At 46.5% G+C, this 16,504-nt stretch carries 21 protein-coding genes; 13 read left to right on the top strand and 8 right to left on the bottom strand.

What is annotated here, in order from left to right; translation table 11 throughout:
• Positions 1–16: 16 nt before the first annotated feature.
• From GEV47_RS16870 to GEV47_RS16890, 5 genes are all read left to right on the top strand, one after another.
• Positions 17–166 (top strand): hypothetical protein, encoded by a 150-nt coding sequence (locus GEV47_RS16870; protein ID WP_153235968.1) that lies wholly within the window; start codon positions 17–19, stop codon positions 164–166.
• Between the two features lie 12 nt (positions 167–178).
• On the top strand, positions 179–697 hold the full coding sequence (locus GEV47_RS16875) for an antirestriction protein ArdA (protein ID WP_153235969.1): 519 nt from the start codon (positions 179–181) through the stop codon (positions 695–697).
• 2 nt (positions 698–699) lie between these two features.
• Complete coding sequence (locus GEV47_RS16880) at positions 700–897, top strand: hypothetical protein (protein ID WP_153235970.1); 198 nt, start codon at positions 700–702, stop codon at positions 895–897.
• 1 nt (position 898) lies between these two features.
• On the top strand, positions 899–1,066 hold the full coding sequence (locus GEV47_RS16885; RefSeq protein ID WP_153235971.1) for a hypothetical protein: 168 nt from the start codon (positions 899–901) through the stop codon (positions 1,064–1,066).
• 184 nt (positions 1,067–1,250) lie between these two features.
• On the top strand, positions 1,251–1,838 hold the full coding sequence (locus GEV47_RS16890) for a hypothetical protein (RefSeq protein WP_153235972.1): 588 nt from the start codon (positions 1,251–1,253) through the stop codon (positions 1,836–1,838).
• 29 nt (positions 1,839–1,867) lie between these two features.
• Here GEV47_RS16890 and GEV47_RS16895 read toward each other — a convergent pair whose 3' ends face one another.
• Positions 1,868–2,017, bottom strand: a complete 150-nt coding sequence (locus GEV47_RS16895; protein WP_153235974.1) for a hypothetical protein — start codon at positions 2,015–2,017, stop codon at positions 1,868–1,870.
• A 30-nt stretch (positions 2,018–2,047) separates the two neighbouring features.
• Between GEV47_RS16895 and GEV47_RS19625 the strand changes: the two genes are divergently transcribed.
• The 3 genes from GEV47_RS19625 (at position 2,048) to GEV47_RS16905 (ending at position 3,667) form a co-directional block, all read left to right on the top strand.
• Positions 2,048–2,254, top strand: coding sequence for a hypothetical protein (locus GEV47_RS19625; RefSeq protein WP_228124774.1), 207 nt, complete (start codon positions 2,048–2,050; stop codon positions 2,252–2,254).
• A 196-nt stretch (positions 2,255–2,450) separates the two neighbouring features.
• Positions 2,451–2,696 (top strand): GlsB/YeaQ/YmgE family stress response membrane protein, encoded by a 246-nt coding sequence (locus tag GEV47_RS16900; protein WP_153235975.1) that lies wholly within the window; start codon positions 2,451–2,453, stop codon positions 2,694–2,696.
• A 683-nt stretch (positions 2,697–3,379) separates the two neighbouring features.
• Positions 3,380–3,667 (top strand): hypothetical protein, encoded by a 288-nt coding sequence (locus GEV47_RS16905; protein ID WP_153235976.1) that lies wholly within the window; start codon positions 3,380–3,382, stop codon positions 3,665–3,667.
• 178 nt (positions 3,668–3,845) lie between these two features.
• Here the strand turns inward: GEV47_RS16905 and GEV47_RS16910 are convergent, their stop codons facing one another.
• From GEV47_RS16910 to GEV47_RS16935, 5 genes are read right to left on the bottom strand one after another with little or no spacing between them, the layout of a single operon-like run.
• Positions 3,846–4,268, bottom strand: coding sequence for a hypothetical protein (locus GEV47_RS16910; RefSeq protein WP_153235977.1), 423 nt, complete (start codon positions 4,266–4,268; stop codon positions 3,846–3,848).
• 35 nt (positions 4,269–4,303) lie between these two features.
• Complete coding sequence (locus tag GEV47_RS19630; protein WP_228124775.1) at positions 4,304–5,419, bottom strand: hypothetical protein; 1,116 nt, start codon at positions 5,417–5,419, stop codon at positions 4,304–4,306.
• On the bottom strand, positions 5,419–5,862 hold the full coding sequence (locus GEV47_RS16925; protein ID WP_153235979.1) for a hypothetical protein: 444 nt from the start codon (positions 5,860–5,862) through the stop codon (positions 5,419–5,421). Before GEV47_RS16925 ends, GEV47_RS19630 begins: the two co-directional genes overlap by 1 nt.
• Positions 5,847–7,103, bottom strand: a complete 1,257-nt coding sequence (locus tag GEV47_RS16930; protein WP_153235980.1) for a DNA cytosine methyltransferase — start codon at positions 7,101–7,103, stop codon at positions 5,847–5,849. The genes GEV47_RS16925 and GEV47_RS16930 overlap by 16 nt, the downstream gene beginning before the upstream one ends.
• A 4-nt stretch (positions 7,104–7,107) precedes the next feature.
• Complete coding sequence (locus tag GEV47_RS16935; protein WP_153235981.1) at positions 7,108–7,452, bottom strand: hypothetical protein; 345 nt, start codon at positions 7,450–7,452, stop codon at positions 7,108–7,110.
• Between the two features lie 261 nt (positions 7,453–7,713).
• On the opposite strand from GEV47_RS16935, the gene GEV47_RS16940 reads away from it, so the two are divergent.
• A complete protein-coding gene (locus GEV47_RS16940; protein WP_153235982.1) occupies positions 7,714–8,166 on the top strand; it encodes a hypothetical protein in 453 nt (150 codons plus the stop codon).
• 120 nt (positions 8,167–8,286) lie between these two features.
• On the opposite strand, the gene GEV47_RS16945 is transcribed toward GEV47_RS16940, so the two are convergent.
• The gene (locus GEV47_RS16945; RefSeq protein WP_153235983.1) at positions 8,287–8,454 is read right to left on the bottom strand and encodes a hypothetical protein; all 168 of its coding nucleotides are present in this window, start codon (positions 8,452–8,454) and stop codon (positions 8,287–8,289) included.
• 200 nt (positions 8,455–8,654) lie between these two features.
• On the opposite strand from GEV47_RS16945, the gene GEV47_RS16950 reads away from it, so the two are divergent.
• The 3 genes from GEV47_RS16950 to GEV47_RS16960 all read left to right on the top strand — a co-directional run bounded on the left by GEV47_RS16950 (position 8,655) and on the right by GEV47_RS16960 (position 10,942).
• The gene (locus tag GEV47_RS16950; protein WP_153235984.1) at positions 8,655–9,404 is read left to right on the top strand and encodes a hypothetical protein; all 750 of its coding nucleotides are present in this window, start codon (positions 8,655–8,657) and stop codon (positions 9,402–9,404) included.
• Between the two features lie 205 nt (positions 9,405–9,609).
• Positions 9,610–9,822, top strand: a complete 213-nt coding sequence (locus GEV47_RS16955; RefSeq protein ID WP_153235986.1) for a DUF4224 domain-containing protein — start codon at positions 9,610–9,612, stop codon at positions 9,820–9,822.
• A gap of 1 nt (position 9,823) precedes the next feature.
• On the top strand, positions 9,824–10,942 hold the full coding sequence (locus GEV47_RS16960; protein ID WP_153235987.1) for a tyrosine-type recombinase/integrase: 1,119 nt from the start codon (positions 9,824–9,826) through the stop codon (positions 10,940–10,942).
• A gap of 115 nt (positions 10,943–11,057) precedes the next feature.
• Here GEV47_RS16960 and GEV47_RS16965 read toward each other — a convergent pair whose 3' ends face one another.
• Positions 11,058–14,852, bottom strand: coding sequence for a hypothetical protein (locus GEV47_RS16965; RefSeq protein ID WP_153235988.1), 3,795 nt, complete (start codon positions 14,850–14,852; stop codon positions 11,058–11,060).
• A 606-nt stretch (positions 14,853–15,458) separates the two neighbouring features.
• Here GEV47_RS16965 and GEV47_RS16970 point away from each other — a divergent pair.
• A complete protein-coding gene (locus GEV47_RS16970; RefSeq protein ID WP_153235989.1) occupies positions 15,459–16,496 on the top strand; it encodes a site-specific integrase in 1,038 nt (345 codons plus the stop codon).
• Positions 16,497–16,504 lie beyond the last annotated feature (8 nt).

Raw genomic sequence — 16,504 nt, forward strand, 5'->3', positions numbered from 1 at the left:
AAAGGGATAGTCACGCATGCATACGAAGCGTAATACAACAGCAACCCAACACTACACACCTTATGACTTTATCGGTCATCAGTTCGCCCTACCTGGTGCACGTCATCCCAAACCTGCAACGCGCAACACTGGCTTAGTTGCCATCATCAAACGCTGGTTTGCATAAGGAGCGCAGCACATGACCTGCTACGCACAGCCAACGTATTACGCGCAACCGTACAACATCACTGTTGACGGCTTTTTCTTTGAAGATTATGAAGAATACGAAACTAAAGCTGCAGCACTACGCGATAGCTTTGGTTATCCGGTAGAAGAATTCGAAATCCAGTACATCAGTGGTAACGATGGCGAACTGTTCGACGCCTGCAGCATTAGCCAAGGTTCTCTACATCTCTGGTTTGAGCAAATTATTGATCTCGATATAGAGCAACAAGCAGCACTTTTTTATCTCTGCAATAACGGTCACAGTCTCACCGAAGCATTACAGAAAATAGATGATGTTTGTCTGAGTACATGCAGCTTATCCGATGCAGCTAGCGAATTCTTTGATGAGTGTTATTTACAGGACTTGCCCAGCGCAATCTCTATGTATATCGACTATGACGCTTTCGCCCGTGACCAAGAGTTAAACGGCTATATGTCCGAGTTCTGCTATGTCGGCAAAACCTACACCTGCACCAACGCGACGGAATATTAATCATGCGCCGCGACAAAGCCAACATCCGCAGCAACTTGCAGCAACAGCACAACATCAATTTTGATGATGATTTTTTTACGCTGCGATTTCCTCAATTGAATGCATTACATGAAGCCGCCAAAGCATGCGGTTATCGCAAACCCCAGCATGCAAACGGCAGTCTTGCGTGCCACTTCTTTGCTTATTTGAACAAGAAATAGCATGACTAATTTTATTTTGAAGTGCCTAGACGGCACACCGGTAGAACCTGAATACGAAGAACGTATCAGCAAACTAATCAGCAACGCCGCTGCTATTGAACTGCAAATTGATATTGACGATTTAGAAGACTACGCAGAAGAACAACGCAAAAAGGAAAATAAAAAATGACAGGTACTTGCCCGCATTGTGGATCAAATGATACCGGTCCAACCGGCTCATCTAGTAATACCTATAAATCAGATTTTTTGCGTTGCAATAGATGCGGCGCGACCTGGAATATCTTTGTACCAGCCGCAGTAAAGAAGCAGCGCACAGAGCGTATTGTTCACGTTCACAAATTAGAGGCGGTCAAATGAGCCGCCATATCGACATTGCAGACGGCGACATTATCACTAAAGGCGGCTTACGCTTTCGTATCAATATCACGCGAGATGATAGCGCCGCTCTACCATGGATAGATTGCGAAGGTCACGGCGTTGTCAGCGACTGGACTAGCCGTGATAAGCGACCGGGTGAACGTATTTTATGCACTTCTTACGGCGGCGCATCGCATCGGTTTTATGATGTGGCTACAAGCATGAAGATTGCCAGACGCGACAAGTGGAGTTCGGGCGAATGGTTGCCAAATCCCGCCACTGTCGGCATGGAACGCGCCCGCACGGTCGAGAAAGATTTTGAATATCTACGCGCATGGTGTAACGATGAATGGCATTACGTCGGCATCAGTGTAACGCTGTTATCAAATAGTGATAACGCCATTACCAACTATAACTATGTGCTACGGGGTATTGAATCAAATTCAGATGATTACTTGCAGCAGGTCACACATGATTTTATGGATGAAATGATTAAACAGCATACGAAAGAAACACACGAAGCTGATTATTGGGCAGAGCGTGATGTAATCACCAGCGACAAATTTACACGGGAAAGAAAATGACCCGGCCAACAAGCAAACCCCAAACCCTTTTATGTTGCTGCTGCGGTGGTTATATCAAAGGTCGCCAGTGGTGCAATCAAGACACCGGCCACGGCCTGGGTTCGTGCTGCATCGTTCGCTGTGCGCGTGGCATGACAGCAGAGGATATACACCGCACTTACGGTGAACGCAGTGTGCATTATGATATTGAGGATAAGGTATAAAGCATCATGCGAAAAATAGACTATCAACACTTAGCCGACATACTCCACGCTGAACTTAAAGCGGCAAACGCGATACTAGAAAACGACACACGCAACGCCGCCGCATTAGCCCGTAAATCATGCGTCACGTTTATTTCTCTTTCTTTTGCACAGCGTGCCAACGTCAACCAAGAAATATTTTTAGCAGCGTGTAATGGTCGTACAAAAATGTAACTCGTCACACACTGTTTAGCCGCACTACAGCGGCAAAGCAAAAAGCCTAGGGGCCGTCTATTCGCAGCAATGCGGATGTATGGTCCTTAGGCTTTTTTACGTGTATCAATTTTTAACAAAAATGGGGTTGGTTTTAATGGTCGTTTCGCCACCGTCATCGTATAGTTCGCTTTTTACTTACTTTGAAGAAAATTTCATGGGAATAATTGCTTGGTTAATCGTTGGTGTCATCGCTGGCTGGTTAGCGGGCGTAGTGGTCAAAGGCGGGGGCTTCGGTATCGCTATTGATATGATCATCGGGGTAGTTGGTGCCTTTATTGGTGGGTGGCTTGCAGGGAAATTTGGTATTCATATCAGTAGTGGCTGGATTGATTCGGTCATCACCGCCACCGGTGGGGCGATTATTCTGCTATTCATATTGCGACTGATCAAACAGACTTAACGGTGTAAAAAATTCAGGTGCTATCGACTTGCCCATGCGGCATGCGCCTGTTTTTTTTCTATCAAACACTCAACATGCATGAATAATCTACGATCACTTATTTTTGTATGCATGTGTTGTTTTTTGATCGCACGCACAAAATATTTTGCCGATACTTCGCTCAAAGAATGAGTAATGACGATGCCGCATTCAGCGTGCTTCACGCATGCAAGCGCACTACATGCAGCGATGTAGTACGCGGCATAGATACCCAAAATTTAGCAAGCGATGCGCAATCCTTGTGCAAATAATTTTCAAATTTCGACCGCACTCCTCTATGAAATAGCGAAGATACCCACGAACCACCGCCACCATCTTCTTGCAATAAATTATTTCAAAAAAAGCTTGCCAGTTCAATTTTGAAATGACTAACCAACTCAGATTTCTACGATAGTTTTACTTTTTTGTAACCGTCAGAAATGACAGCTAGGCTACGTAACAAGCTTCGACGATAGTGCCGCTCCACAATAAAATGCACGGAGACTCACACAACACTAACCACGCATTGTGGTGCAATACCTGCCGTATTTTTCCACTATCAAAAACCAAGAGCACTTGATCGTCAACAGCATCTATCCGATACCTGTTGTAGTCATTGTATCGACGAATCAATACGAATACTTTACAAAAGGGAAGCAGTTTTTATGAGTATCAGTTTTTCCGAAGCAATGAACATCATCACCAACATGCGGCACTTACACAGTGGGGCGGCTCTGAATATAGCTCACATGCAACACTTCTGCCACCATGTTCTCACACACTACGGACAACTGTATCGCACGCCGGTGCAGAATAATCTCAACTTGCTTGATCAATGCATCGATTCTCATCTGACTACCATTGGGATCAATTCACAAGAACTAGATGATGCCAAGCAAGCGCTACAGCAAGCTAGCGAGGCATTGCAGGCAATTGATCCGAAGCAAATTTAATTAACGCGCTGTACCGTTGCACAGCATCTTAATTAACGCCACTGGCAACGATTGCAATCAACGCACGCACTGCCATCGCCCGGGTAGGTTGATGTTAGTGCGCATGTCACGTTTTGCCTGATTTACTACTCCCCTCCTTTTGTACGGCCCTTCTTAGGGGCACTTTTCCAGAGCACTTTCAGTGGCAGTTTTGCGGGCTAAAATATTGTGGCGGTTTGGTGTACATCACCATCGGCACTAAACCACTCTCTTCCAGTTGACGCCGCAATTGCTGAATGCGTCGTTCATGCAAACCCGTTTCAAATGCAATTTCTTTTGCCCCCATACCCCGTACCATCAGGTCACTGATATGGCGGTTACGCCTATCGACTTCATCAGCGCGATTGATCGGTATCGTCAGATGTTCATTACCCCACTCTTCCACCAAACGCTTAAACGCCGCTAGACCGATCAGCTTTGCCACCGCATGCTGTTCGTAAGCATGACCGGGAATATATAAATTGCTGCCACCGAACCATGCGGTGATGCGTAAGGTGGCACTAAAGCCGATGACGTTAGCGATGTCGTCCAGGTTGGTATTAGGTCGTTCCATTGTCGTCATGTTTCAACTTTCATAAAATGCCCAGATCAGGCGGTTCATGCAACGCGCTTCAACTTGCTCGCCGCTTCCTTCATTGCTGCCAAACCGGCATTGACGGCCTCTGGGGAACGCTTGCCTACCGCATCCGGTACCGGGTTTGGCACTGCAACAAGAAGGGGGGCGGGAGCCTTGCCGCCATTGGCAATAGCAGCTTCGATCCGCGCCTTAAGAGCCGGTGTATGCTCGCCTGGTCTTGCCTGGAGACCCATCTCTGCCGCCTTCGCCAGAATCAATTCCTCGGACGACCACCATGGCGATACGGTTTTGCGTTCACCGCTAAGCCTCTGGCAAACCGCCTTCAAAAATGAAGCTGGGTCCGCTGGTTGCTCGACTACCGCCGTTCGCACAGCATCGAGAACGATGTCGGTGCCGTAGTCGCCAACCAGCTTGCCGACGAAGGAGCCGCACTGAGCCTCTGGCATGCCGCCTTGTGCCAACAGCGATTTTGCACAGCGCCATAGTTCCTGCTTCGTCTTCTCTCCGATTTTTTTGGTGTCGGGGTTTTGCCCTGCGGATTCCGGGGACGGCGGCTGGCCGCCCGATCCGTTAGGATCGGAAGCTTTTACATCCTGCTTCTGCTTCTGTTCCTGTTCCTGTTCCTGATTAGGACATGTCTTTGCCATAGTCTTCACCGTAGGCTTCGTGAAAGACTTATCGAAAGCCTTGGCGAAAGCCTCTCCGAGCACATGGATACTGGCTTTGATGGATTCATATGCCTCCAACTTTAGGTCACATTCAGGGATCAAATCCCACTCTGATGCCCAAGATGTCACGACATTGGGTGACTCTGGTTTATTGCACTTGATAGCGTTCGGCACCCAAACAACCTTAGCTTTCCAGTCGGCTTTGACAATACCTTCAGATAAGGCTTCCTTGAAGGCTTTGTCGAAGTCTTCCAACTCCCAATCTAATTCTTCCGCCATGGCTGCCCGGCCTGAACGAAAAAGACCAGGAACCGGACCAGTATGCGGTCCAGTCAGCAGGAATAGCCACAGCCCTTGTCCGCACGGCGGTATCGGCGTGAGATTCCGAAATTTCTCATCTCCCCACATACGAACTTCTATTTTCCGGTAACGGGATTTTTTCTCAGGCTTATTTGTTTGCTCGATCATCACTCAATTCCTAATTTTCTATGCGTATCAGCAATGTAGCCGGTCGTGCGAGCATCGGCCTCTTCACGCGTCATACCTATGCATTGGTCATGCTTAAAGTGACAACCAACAATGCCAGGACGATCACAGCACAGTGGAAATGTTGCAAGATAATTGGCTTTCAACCCTGCACCCTTACCGTCTTGGTAGCGATTGCTGTGAGCAGCTTGAGAAAATGTCTCCACTCCACAGTTAGCGCATGGCAGTGACACGACACGCTGGTAATGTGCACGTTCAATTGTCGGCACAGCCTTAGCCCGCACCTTCATGCGCGTTATTTTCATTCTCGATAGCTGGGACGACCTGAGCGATCTTGGATGAGGAGATTTCCGCGTAGGTTTGCCGTTGAGATAAAACGGCACTACGGCAGGGATGCGTATTTTTTGCGCTACTGTGACCTGCATTGCCGCTCATCCTTAAAAAATTCCATAAACGCAATCTGCTGGCCTATCCACGCCATCACCGGCACCGCCATGCTGTTGCCTAAAGCCCGGTAGCGCACACCACCGGATGCTAATTTCTTGCCATGCATGACTTTGGTGTAATGACGCGGAAAACCTTGCAACACTTCGCACTCTTCTTCAGTCAACCGGCGTACCGTCATATCTGGTTGCATTACTCCATCGTGCCGCCCACCGGAACCCCCACGCTGTAATGTCCCTGCCAGCTCAATGGAGGCAGTCAATTCTTCGCTCCAACCGATAGCAACAGCGTGTTGATCTGTTGTAGTAAGAGTGGGGGCGATGTGTTCACAAACCCCAAAACCATTGCCGCCATGTTGATCTTGCCGACCAATGACATTGCCTTGTATGCCGTAGACTGCAATCGGCGCTTCATGATTGCAGCTTAATGTCGGCGCTATCTGATGCGTGATTTCTGCGCCACCCTGACCGGTCGCCAGGCAGGTGACAATCAGATTGTCAGAGCCGTCTCCTCTGTCACTTTTTTGAGTGCTAGCAGTAACGGTGCTGGCAATTTCTTGCCCCGTGCTTCGGCGCGGCGCATGATCCCCGCGCAGGCTGTCGCGCTCAAGTAATATCGGCGGTCTACCCTGCCACGCTCCAAAATCTGCGACAACGAACACGCGACGCCGCCGTTGCGCCACTCCGAAATACTGCGCGTCCAAAGTGGACCACTCGACCATTGCTTCTTCGCCGATAGCACAACCTTCCGATCCCCAGCCTTTCGGTGGCGCGCTGGGCTGTTCGCGCATACCTGCCAGTTGTGCAACCACTGCTGCAAAGTCGGCTCCGGCGTTACTGCTAAATGCGCCGGGGACGTTTTCCCATAGGGCGTAGCGCAAATTGCAGTGCTTTCTTGCCCACTGGATAATATTGATGGCTGTATAAAACAAACCACTGCGTGTGCTGCTTCCATCTGCATGAGTAAATCCTTGTCGTTTGCCTGCCACGCTCAAATCCTGGCAGGGTGAGCCAAATACAATCAGGTCGATGTTGCCTAATAACGCGATATCCAACTCGGTGATCTTGGTGACATCACCGAGATTGGGGATAGTGGGATAATGATGCGCCAGCACCGAACACGGAAACAGTTCGATCTCGGCGACGGCCACGCATTCCCATCCCAATGGTTGCCACGCGACGCTAGCCGCTTCTATACCCGAGAACAGTGAGAGATAACGCATGCGATTAATGCTTTCGCATACCAACCAGTGAACACATCGTGCTTAATTCACGCGCAGAGACTATCGGTGTGCGTCCGTGGGTTTCTTTATGCAGTTGTATGCTCGCGTCTTCAATCCCAAAAGCCAGCCGAGAAGACATGCCGCCACGGGCGCAACTGCCAAGCCCATACAAATAATTGACACTGGTACCGGCCAGATCAGCTAAACGCTGACGATCACCTTGGCTGCATGTGCGCAGCAAGGTAATAAGGCATGTCACTACACGTGGCTCTGTAGCGACATAAGGGGTAGCGTAAGCATCGATTTGCTTTTGTGATTGTGCCTGGAATGCACCTACTGAAACTTCCATATCAAACCCTTATGTAATTGAATAATAAAACCTGTTTAATCATTTCGCTAAACAATGCTCAATACACTGAGCATTGTTTTTAATTTCATGGGGCAGCGTGCCATTTTCAGACGAATAAATGCTAAATAAATAATGAATTTCAGCAAAAAATAAGTCATTCATGATTTAATTTCACTTCACTATTGCAAAATTCATTTTAAAAACGCAAAATGAATTATGCTTTATCCATAACATACGAAATTCACACTCCGAGAGGACATTTTGGAAGTCAAAATCAAGCACGCTGAACGACAGAAAGAAGTGGTCGAGATACGCCGTTATCATCTGCGGCATCTGATCAACCGACGCTATAAAGGCATTGTTGATGCCTCAAAAGCACTCGGCTATCCAACAGCGAGTTTTTTAGTGCAAATGCTTGGGCCGCATCCGTCCAAAAACATCACCTCCAAAACCGCACGCCTGTTTGAAGAAAAACTTGGCTTAGACGTGGGCACATTGGATGAACCTATTTCCGGCCATACAGCGCCGCCCGTTGATATCGCACAGACCTTAGAATTAATCCGTTTAGTCGGTCGTGTCTGTGAGGGTGAAGCGATTACATTAGCGCCAATGAAACTCACTGATGTGATTGCGCTTGCCCTTGCCGATACAATGGAACACGGCGGCGTTCCCCGCGAGGACTACATTAAAACCCTGTTGCGATTAGCCAAATAAGCCTCTTCAATCACCATGCCGGTTATCTACGGCTTGGTTGCCTCTCTCTTCACTTTCTCCCCACCTTTGCCGCGCTTCATCTCAACTGCCGCATACCCTGCGTAGTGCGACCTACCTTTATTAATTCAACACCAATGCTGTCTGCTCACTTGAGCACGGCAATACCAACGGTGGTTTTTGCATATCCTGTTCGCGCCGGATGCGCTCGAACGCCTCATGGAGGTTGGTATGCATAGCAGGGGTATAGCGAAAATTTGGATTCAAGATACTGATAGAAACAGTCTGCATGGCACTTCCCTTCTTTAATCATCAACACAATTGAACTAAACAAACATGGCATTGCCACGAAGAATCGAACTTTATCATTTGCTTATCTTAAATTCAATTTATTAAATATATTTTGCATTTATATTGCGTTTTATATTTAATGCCCGCTACACTGCACGCTCTTTTCCACTTGGAAATAACTGCAACACATGGGAGTGAGCGTGAGTCTGGAAGCAAAAATCGAAGAATTAAATCAAACCATTCATCGTTTAATTGATGTGCTAACGACCAGTTTGGTGCCTGTATCAGCAGCGAAAATGACCACTGACGTCACCGCTACTGTGGGTGAAGTCGCCATCACTGAAAAGAAAACCCGCACCAAAAAGACTGCGGCACCAGCCATTGCCACCGCTGCGCAGCCTGCGAAACCTACCCCACTAATTGATCAATTATTCTTAACGTCAGCAGCAGAGATAATTGATACATCAGTCATTCTTGGCGATGCACCCGGTACGCGTTACTTCAAAAGTGATGTGCATAACAGTGAATGGCGCGTAAGGCCCGGTGATCCTGATGCCGACATTGAGGGTAAAGAGGAAATGAGTGCAGCAGATTTTTTGCTACGACAAGAAGCAAAGATGCGGATTTTTGCACGACAGCAAACGCAGAAACTCGAAGCACAGCCAACAGCATCGGCAGTCGCCCCTGTCACGTCAGAACCAACAGCGATACCAGCAACTGCCGTTACCGCGCTTATTGCAACAGTGCCAGTGGTCACTGTCTTGGATGGTCCGAACTACCTTGATGTTGTCGCCAAATTGCAAGAATTATTGAAAGACAAAGGCAAGGATTGTGTAAGTGCACTGCTAGCAACGTTTGGCATCAAAAATGTGCAAACCCTGCAGGATGATCACAGTCAATACAAACCCATTATGCATGCCATTGATGCAGCATTACTTGGACTAGCGTAAGCATAGTAGTTTGTCCACAAACACAATATGGCTGGTATTTAGGGTGTATCCCCGGACCAGCCGTCCACGCCGACAACATAAAAATTACAAATGAAAGCAAAATTGCCGCGCGCAAATTTCTTGACGTCACAGCCCGTTATCTGCACGCTGGGTGGTGTGATGTCATGTACTGAAATAATTATGGCAATTTAAAACGAGGTAAAAAATGAGTATGTTTTTAGAAAGTGGTGAGCTTTCCGCTCTCACTGGTCGAAAAATGAAAAGCCAACAAATTGGCGCATTACGACAAATGGGGATACCGTTTTTTGTGAGTGCAACAGGCCATGCAGTCGTGACCCGCATCGCTATTGAAGGTGGAAAAACCGCCGAGAAACCAAAACGTGAATGGACTCCAGATGTCATGAAAGGACTACATTAATATGGGGCGTATTCCGACAAAGAATCTCAATCTGCCACGTGGTATGCGGTCGCGCAAACAACGTAGTGGAAAAATTTACTATTATCTGGATACTGGCAACACGCCAAGAAAAGAAATACCGCTCGGTCCAGACTACACCCTCGCAGTGCGTAAGTGGTCGGAGTTAACGGCTAATAAAACACCTGTGTCTGGCATGATTACTTTCCGCTTTGTCGCCGAACGTTATATCAAAGAAGTCCTGAAAGATAAAGCACCAAGAACACAAAGCGACAATTTAATCGAACTTAATTTTCTTTATAATTTCTTTGACCAACCACCTGCATTAATCGACAAAATACAGCCAGTTCACATACGCCAATATATGGATTGGCGCTTAAAAAAATCTCGTGAATTGATCATTGCCAAAAATACAGACCGTGTTTCACGAGGCCTTAAACCATTTGAGATTACAGGAAAAGAAGGGCAAGTCCGTGCCAATCGTGAAAAAGCTTTGTTCTCGCATATTTTTAATATGGCACGTAACTGGGGACTAACAAGCGCTTCAAACCCATGCTCTGGAATTAAAGGGTACAAAGAAACTGGACGCGATGTCTATGTTGAAGACGATGTGTTTAAAATGGTCTATGACGTTGCCGACCAACCTACTCGCGATGCAATGGATCTAGCCTATCTGACCGGCCAGCGCCCTGCCGACACAGTCAAGTACGACGAAGCGGATATTAAAGATGGGGCATTATGGCTGAAACAAAACAAAGTAAAGAAAAAATTGCGTATTGAAATTATTGGCGAATTAAAGATTGTCATTGATCGCATTCTTGCCAGAAAACGCGAAACCAGCATTAATCAGAAAATCATTTACACGCAATTGATTGTCAATGAAAAAGGCAAACCCTTAACACAAGACGCTCTTCGTCAACGCTTTACCAAAGCACGTGGGATTACAAAAATAGATATCGCAGAATTTCAGTTTCGTGATTTACGGGCAAAAGCCGGTACAGATAAAGCTGAATCGGCTGGCGATATTCGTGCTGCACAAAAACAACTTGGACATTCGTCGGTAACGATGACCGAGCAATATACCCGTAATCGCAGAGGCGATAAAGTTGGCCCTACTAAATAAAATGCAAGAATACAGATTTAAACTGTACTAGCTCAGGCTTGACCTGACACTACTGTCGGGTCAAGTCTAGTTCGGTTCAACTGTAGTAATTGCAACCTATTCTGAGCTGAGAGTTTCACCGCTTAAGCTTCTCTTGCTCCGCGCGCACATCTTCAGAACTTGCTTGTGAATCCCAATCATCAGCAATGCTTTGCAGCATCGCATAGGTGCGACGGAAAGAATTCATGCCATCAGCCCAATTTCTGTACTTTGCAGCTAATTCACGTTCTTGCGCACCACCTTCACCAATTGCCCTGCTGTGAACTCCACGCATGTTGAATCGTTCAATTACAATACCACGCTCTATCTCGTCGTTATTAAGCACCTCAAGCAGGGAACGCATCGAAGTATGTGGCCACAGTTTGTCCATATGGTCGAACGGGCAGTGTGCAAGTAAGGTCCCAATATATTGATCTGTGATATCAACTCGCATCGTCTCCTTGGCATGATTGCGAACTTTATGAATCCAATCATTCAGAGTCGTCATATCTACGCCCTCTGCGGATGCGCCTGGGATGGTGTGGAAGGTCGAAAGTAGATCATACGAAAGTCGAGCTCGAGCTTTTTCTATTTCTGTCGGTTCTTCTTGTTCTTCATCATCTCCTCGAAAAATGCTAGAGAAAATTTCGAAATAGAAAGATGCATCCTTTGCCATTAAGTCATGTAATAACAATTCCTTTCCACTGCGTCCCAGCAGCGGCAAGTACACATACTCTCGTCGAGCGATCTCCTCTATAGTTACATCGGTCTTTTGTTGAAGTACCTCAAAAGCGCACTGTATTTGATATGAAAGCATCGTTCCATCACGTTGTGGATTAGCGTTCAATTCTCCGACACCTTCATCAAGTAACATTAGTATCAGTGGTCCTGAAAATTCAGATATTCGATTGAAGGCGGCACCGAAAACATCGAGTGCTCTTCCCGAAGTCCGAAATTTATTAACTGCAAAGAGAAGATCATCCATATTCGATTTCTGCGGAAGCGTCTCCATTTTTTTCCAATATGCAACATCAACTTCTTTCCCCAAAGAGGATACGATTTGCCATGTAACTGGCGTACAAGGCCAATTCAAAAGTAACTTTGCCACTACTTCCGGGGCAATGGGATTAGTACGAAGATAATCAACCAGATAATCATTCCATTTAACATCGTACTTTTGTGAAGCGATGCCTGACAAAGTTCTAGCGAAATCAATGTATTTATCTCGACCGTCTACAAGCTTCTTAAAAAGTTCAAAACATTCATCAACACTTAGGCTACTCTCAGCGAGAGTAGCCGCGATCAAATGAGGAAGTTTTACGCGTTCGATTAATTTTATGATGCCTGGCACACCGAGTGCGATTTTGATCTCTTCTACAGCTTCAATTCTGGCTATCTCTATTTTGTTTATTGGATTTTCACCCAAAACAAGAGCTTGCGGCATCCAGTCGTCAAAAAGCCATCTCATTTTGGCAAGCATATCTTGAGGCGCATGCCGTTCAAGAACAGCGAGGAACGTCTGTAATTCGTCGTCAGGTACCGCCCACTCTACTTGCGGATAGGCTTGATAGCAACGTACCTTATCCTGTAGAGAAAACCAAACAGGATGCCCCTCTTCTGACGGATGTGCTACGAGATAACTATCTATCAAGTCCAGAGTCTTGGAACGCTCAGGAGGGGGGAAAAATGTCATTCGTTCTATCAAAGCCAATATTCGATTTTCGTCATTTCGAGCTTCGAGCAAAGCGCGTTCAATAATCCAACTATTGCTTTTCCAAACTACACCGTACGTCAATTTCTCTGGATTCCTCGGCATTGAATCGCGAAACCGTGGTTTGCGCGTTCGATCGTTAGTGTCATAAGAGGACGGCAAAAGTTTCAACAGCAGATTCCAGCCAATTTGAGGGCGGCTCTTAATTATGCTGTCTATGCACGGAGTACGTTGATCCAACGTTGCATACGTATTCGGAGACCAAGACAAAAAAATTGACCGCAGTGTGTTTATCGGTCGATTCATAAGCTTCCCACCTGGATCAATACTAGCCAGCTTCGCCAGCACAAGACTCACGCGAGGTAATAATTTTGCATCCCAAGCAAGGGTTTCAAGCGCAAAAAGTATTTCAACATGTAGACTCGCAGGTGCAAAAAAATCTTCTGACTCTGAAAATATATTTGAAATTTCCGCGACGTCGCCCTCAAGCATGGACTCAAGGGCTAACAAGAAAGGGCTAGGAGCAGCCTCTGCAATGATTGATAGTTGATGGCGTAGTGCTCTTATCGTTTGATGACTTTTCCCCCACTCAGGAAGTTCGCTGATTATTTCATTAACGAACTCTTGGGGTGTTTTGTTCGTTATTACCATACCCCCATCTTGTGCAATCGTTGCAAATTGGAGCATCGTCTGTGCTAAACCGTCGCGTAGCCAGGAGCTGAAATCTTGTGGAGCCTCATAACTAAATTGAAATTTTTCGTCTGCCGTGGGTTGCTGAATTGGACGCCCAAATACTGAGATCGCTGCCTCTTTGAAGCGTTTTAACTCAGGCTCACCTATAAGATGAAAAAAGTAAGGGAGTGCGTCAGTTGGTGAGCGGATTTGCCATACATCATTAACTCGATCAATCGGTGGATCAGACAAGTTGAAAGTAGGTCGAAGTCCTTTTTCAAATTGGTCATAGCTTGGCATGTCCGACAGTGCCTTAAGCATATCTTTATCAAGTAACGACTTCGTACTCCACCCCCCTGCGAAAATTGCCGGTAATAAATTCTCACAATATGCTAACCATTCTGGATCTTTGATAGGTCCGCTTGTCATCTGGCGTTGCAAAATTGTTATAGACCGACCACAATTACGAGCTCGCTGATACGCATCGTCATCAGCGAACCCCATTGTCTGCAAAGCTTTGCCTAGGGATGATGCACTTGGACGAACAAGTGACTCTTGGTTCTTTGCTTGAACCCCGACTGCAGCAGACAACGTTGGAGCATTCCTACCTAGCATTCCAGCATGAATATCAGCTTGACCTCGGGTAATGAAGGTTAATCCTTCCTTTTTCTCAAGAAAACGAACCGCATCGGTACTTTCTACTATTAGTGTTCGTGCTTCAAGCATATACCTCGTTTCGATAGCAGCAGTTCGAATGGCAGCGACAGCAAAAGCAATTACATCGTCAGAAGATTCCGCACCGTACATAAATGCTTGGGGTGTTCCTGCAAGTTTTTGCAAGATAGCTGTTGCTTGATCTTCACGATCACAAAGTAATACTGCCTCTGTTAGTGTTGGCTTGAACCGCGTGCTATATGTATCCCAAAACTCATCAATGCTTTGCACCCCACTGGGTGGAGCCAGGCGCAGTGCGCCTCGCGCATATCGCGCGGCAACCGCAGGATGCAACTCTAACCAACTTTCAAGTTGCGTTCCATCAATAAACATTACGTCATGCCACGCATTCTCATCTTTTTTTTCTTTAAGCCATATCGCGCAATTTTTATTCCCGTTATCCCATGTATGTAGACTTACCAAAACTAAAGTGTTCTCTTTACGAATATTCTCCGGAGTATTCGTCGTCCGCTTGACATAATCTTTTTCCACTTTCTCTGAACCGGGCGAGACCCCGAATTCCCATTTTGAAGAGCCCTTTGGAATGTAAGGAAGTTGAGTCGCGCATTCTAAATCACCATCAAACCCCCGTACTTGGGCCTTGTCTCCACCTGGAAATCGAAAATGATCTGCATCAGGTACGCCAGCTCTTATTAGGTCTGCGACCATATCAATGAATGAAGCACGAGCATTAATTTGCTTTGACCACTCCGCTAGTTGAGTTGCATTTATCCATTTCATAATAGGGTACGATGCCTTTCCAATTGTTGATTTTATTGTGAATTTTGCTGCCAAATGAATACATATTGAACATTACGACCATGAAAGGGGGGAGCTGGCACAGAAAGGAATAAACAAATATTATCGTATTCTCATGCCTTTGGAGCCAATCATATGTACCACGGCTAAAACCAATGACAGCAATCTCTACATTGCAGCGGCTTTAATGGAATGGACGCCCTCTTTCAAAACGGCATCAAAGTGCCAAAATAGCGGGGATATCCCGCTTAACTGAAAAGAGCGTCCATTCCATTAAAGCCCATTGCAGCCCTCAAAAAAATCCTCTTATCCAATTGCATACTTAATAAGTTTAAGTCAGTTATATGTACTGCGGAGTTATGAAAATTTGCTCCGCAAAAATTCCCGGAGCCGCGCTAACACTAACTTTCAAGAGGGCTAATTTTTGTCATTTGCGGAGCAAAAATCGCCGCAAACCCGCATGAATATTCAATTTATGTCAGGACTCATAATCCGTTGGTGCGCAGTTCGACTCTGCGGGGGGCCACCAGGAATAAGCAGTATTGAAGCGGGTTACAGCGATGTAATCCGCTTTTTTATTGCTGATTCTCCAGAGTTTGTCCCGTTTTTGTCCCATTGGGTCTCCAACTAGGAGGCTTAAACATGGCTCGAATCCGTAAGCGTGGCACATCAAAATATCAAGCACGTGTCCGCATCAAAGGCTATCCAGAGGTAGCCCGTACCTTCTCATCAAATGCAGCGGCTGTCCTATGGGCGGCACAGCGAGAGCAGCAGCTACTCCAAGGATTAGGCGAAGCTCTGAAGGAAGCCGATGCATTGCCTCTCAGCGTCGCACTGACTCGTTACGCAGAAACAGTTACTCCACGCAAGAAAAGCGCTCATAGCGAGCTAAACCGCATCAAGGTATGGTTACGCCAGCCCTTAGCCTCCCTTACTCTATCCTCCATTCGTGGCAAACATTTAGCCGAATATCGGGATAGCCGTATCCTCGCTTCAGCTAGCGGCAACACTATTCGTTTAGAACTTGCTGTTATTTCTCATCTATACGAAGTAGCCCGGAAGGACTGGGGACTAGAGCATCTAGTCAACCCGGTCAAAGTCATCCACAAACCCAAGCTACCTAGAGGACGCACTAGACGCCTATACAACGGTGAAGAACTGGCTTTATTAAATTGGTGTGAGCAAAATGAAAACTTACGTCTTAAATACATTGTCATCATTGCAATTGAAACTGCTATGCGTCGTGGTGAGTTGGCAGGTCTTACGTGGCAGGACGTAAATCTTTCAACTCGCATGATTTATTTAGATGACACAAAGAACGGGGAGTCGCGCACCATTCCGCTATCATCTCGTGCTCTGGGAGCTTTCAAAGCACTAGAGGATATCAAAGACACTCGTACCATCACTTCGGCCACAGCCTCTCAGAACTCATCCAAGAGCGAGATACCTATTTTTAATTTGCATGTAGATAATATCTCCGCAGAATTCTTAGCCGCCCGCAGAGGATGTCACATAGAAGGCTTGACCTTTCATGACCTGCGCCACGAAGCCACCTCTCGCCTCTTTGAAAAAGGCTTCAACATGATGGAAGTGGCGACTATAACAGGTCATAAGTCTATGCAGATGCTGAAGCGCTATACGCACCTGAGGCCTGCTGATCTACTGGCACGGCTTGGGTGATGGTGCGG

This window comes from Glaciimonas soli, assembly GCF_009497155.1.
Classification (GTDB): domain Bacteria; phylum Pseudomonadota; class Gammaproteobacteria; order Burkholderiales; family Burkholderiaceae_D; genus Glaciimonas; species Glaciimonas soli.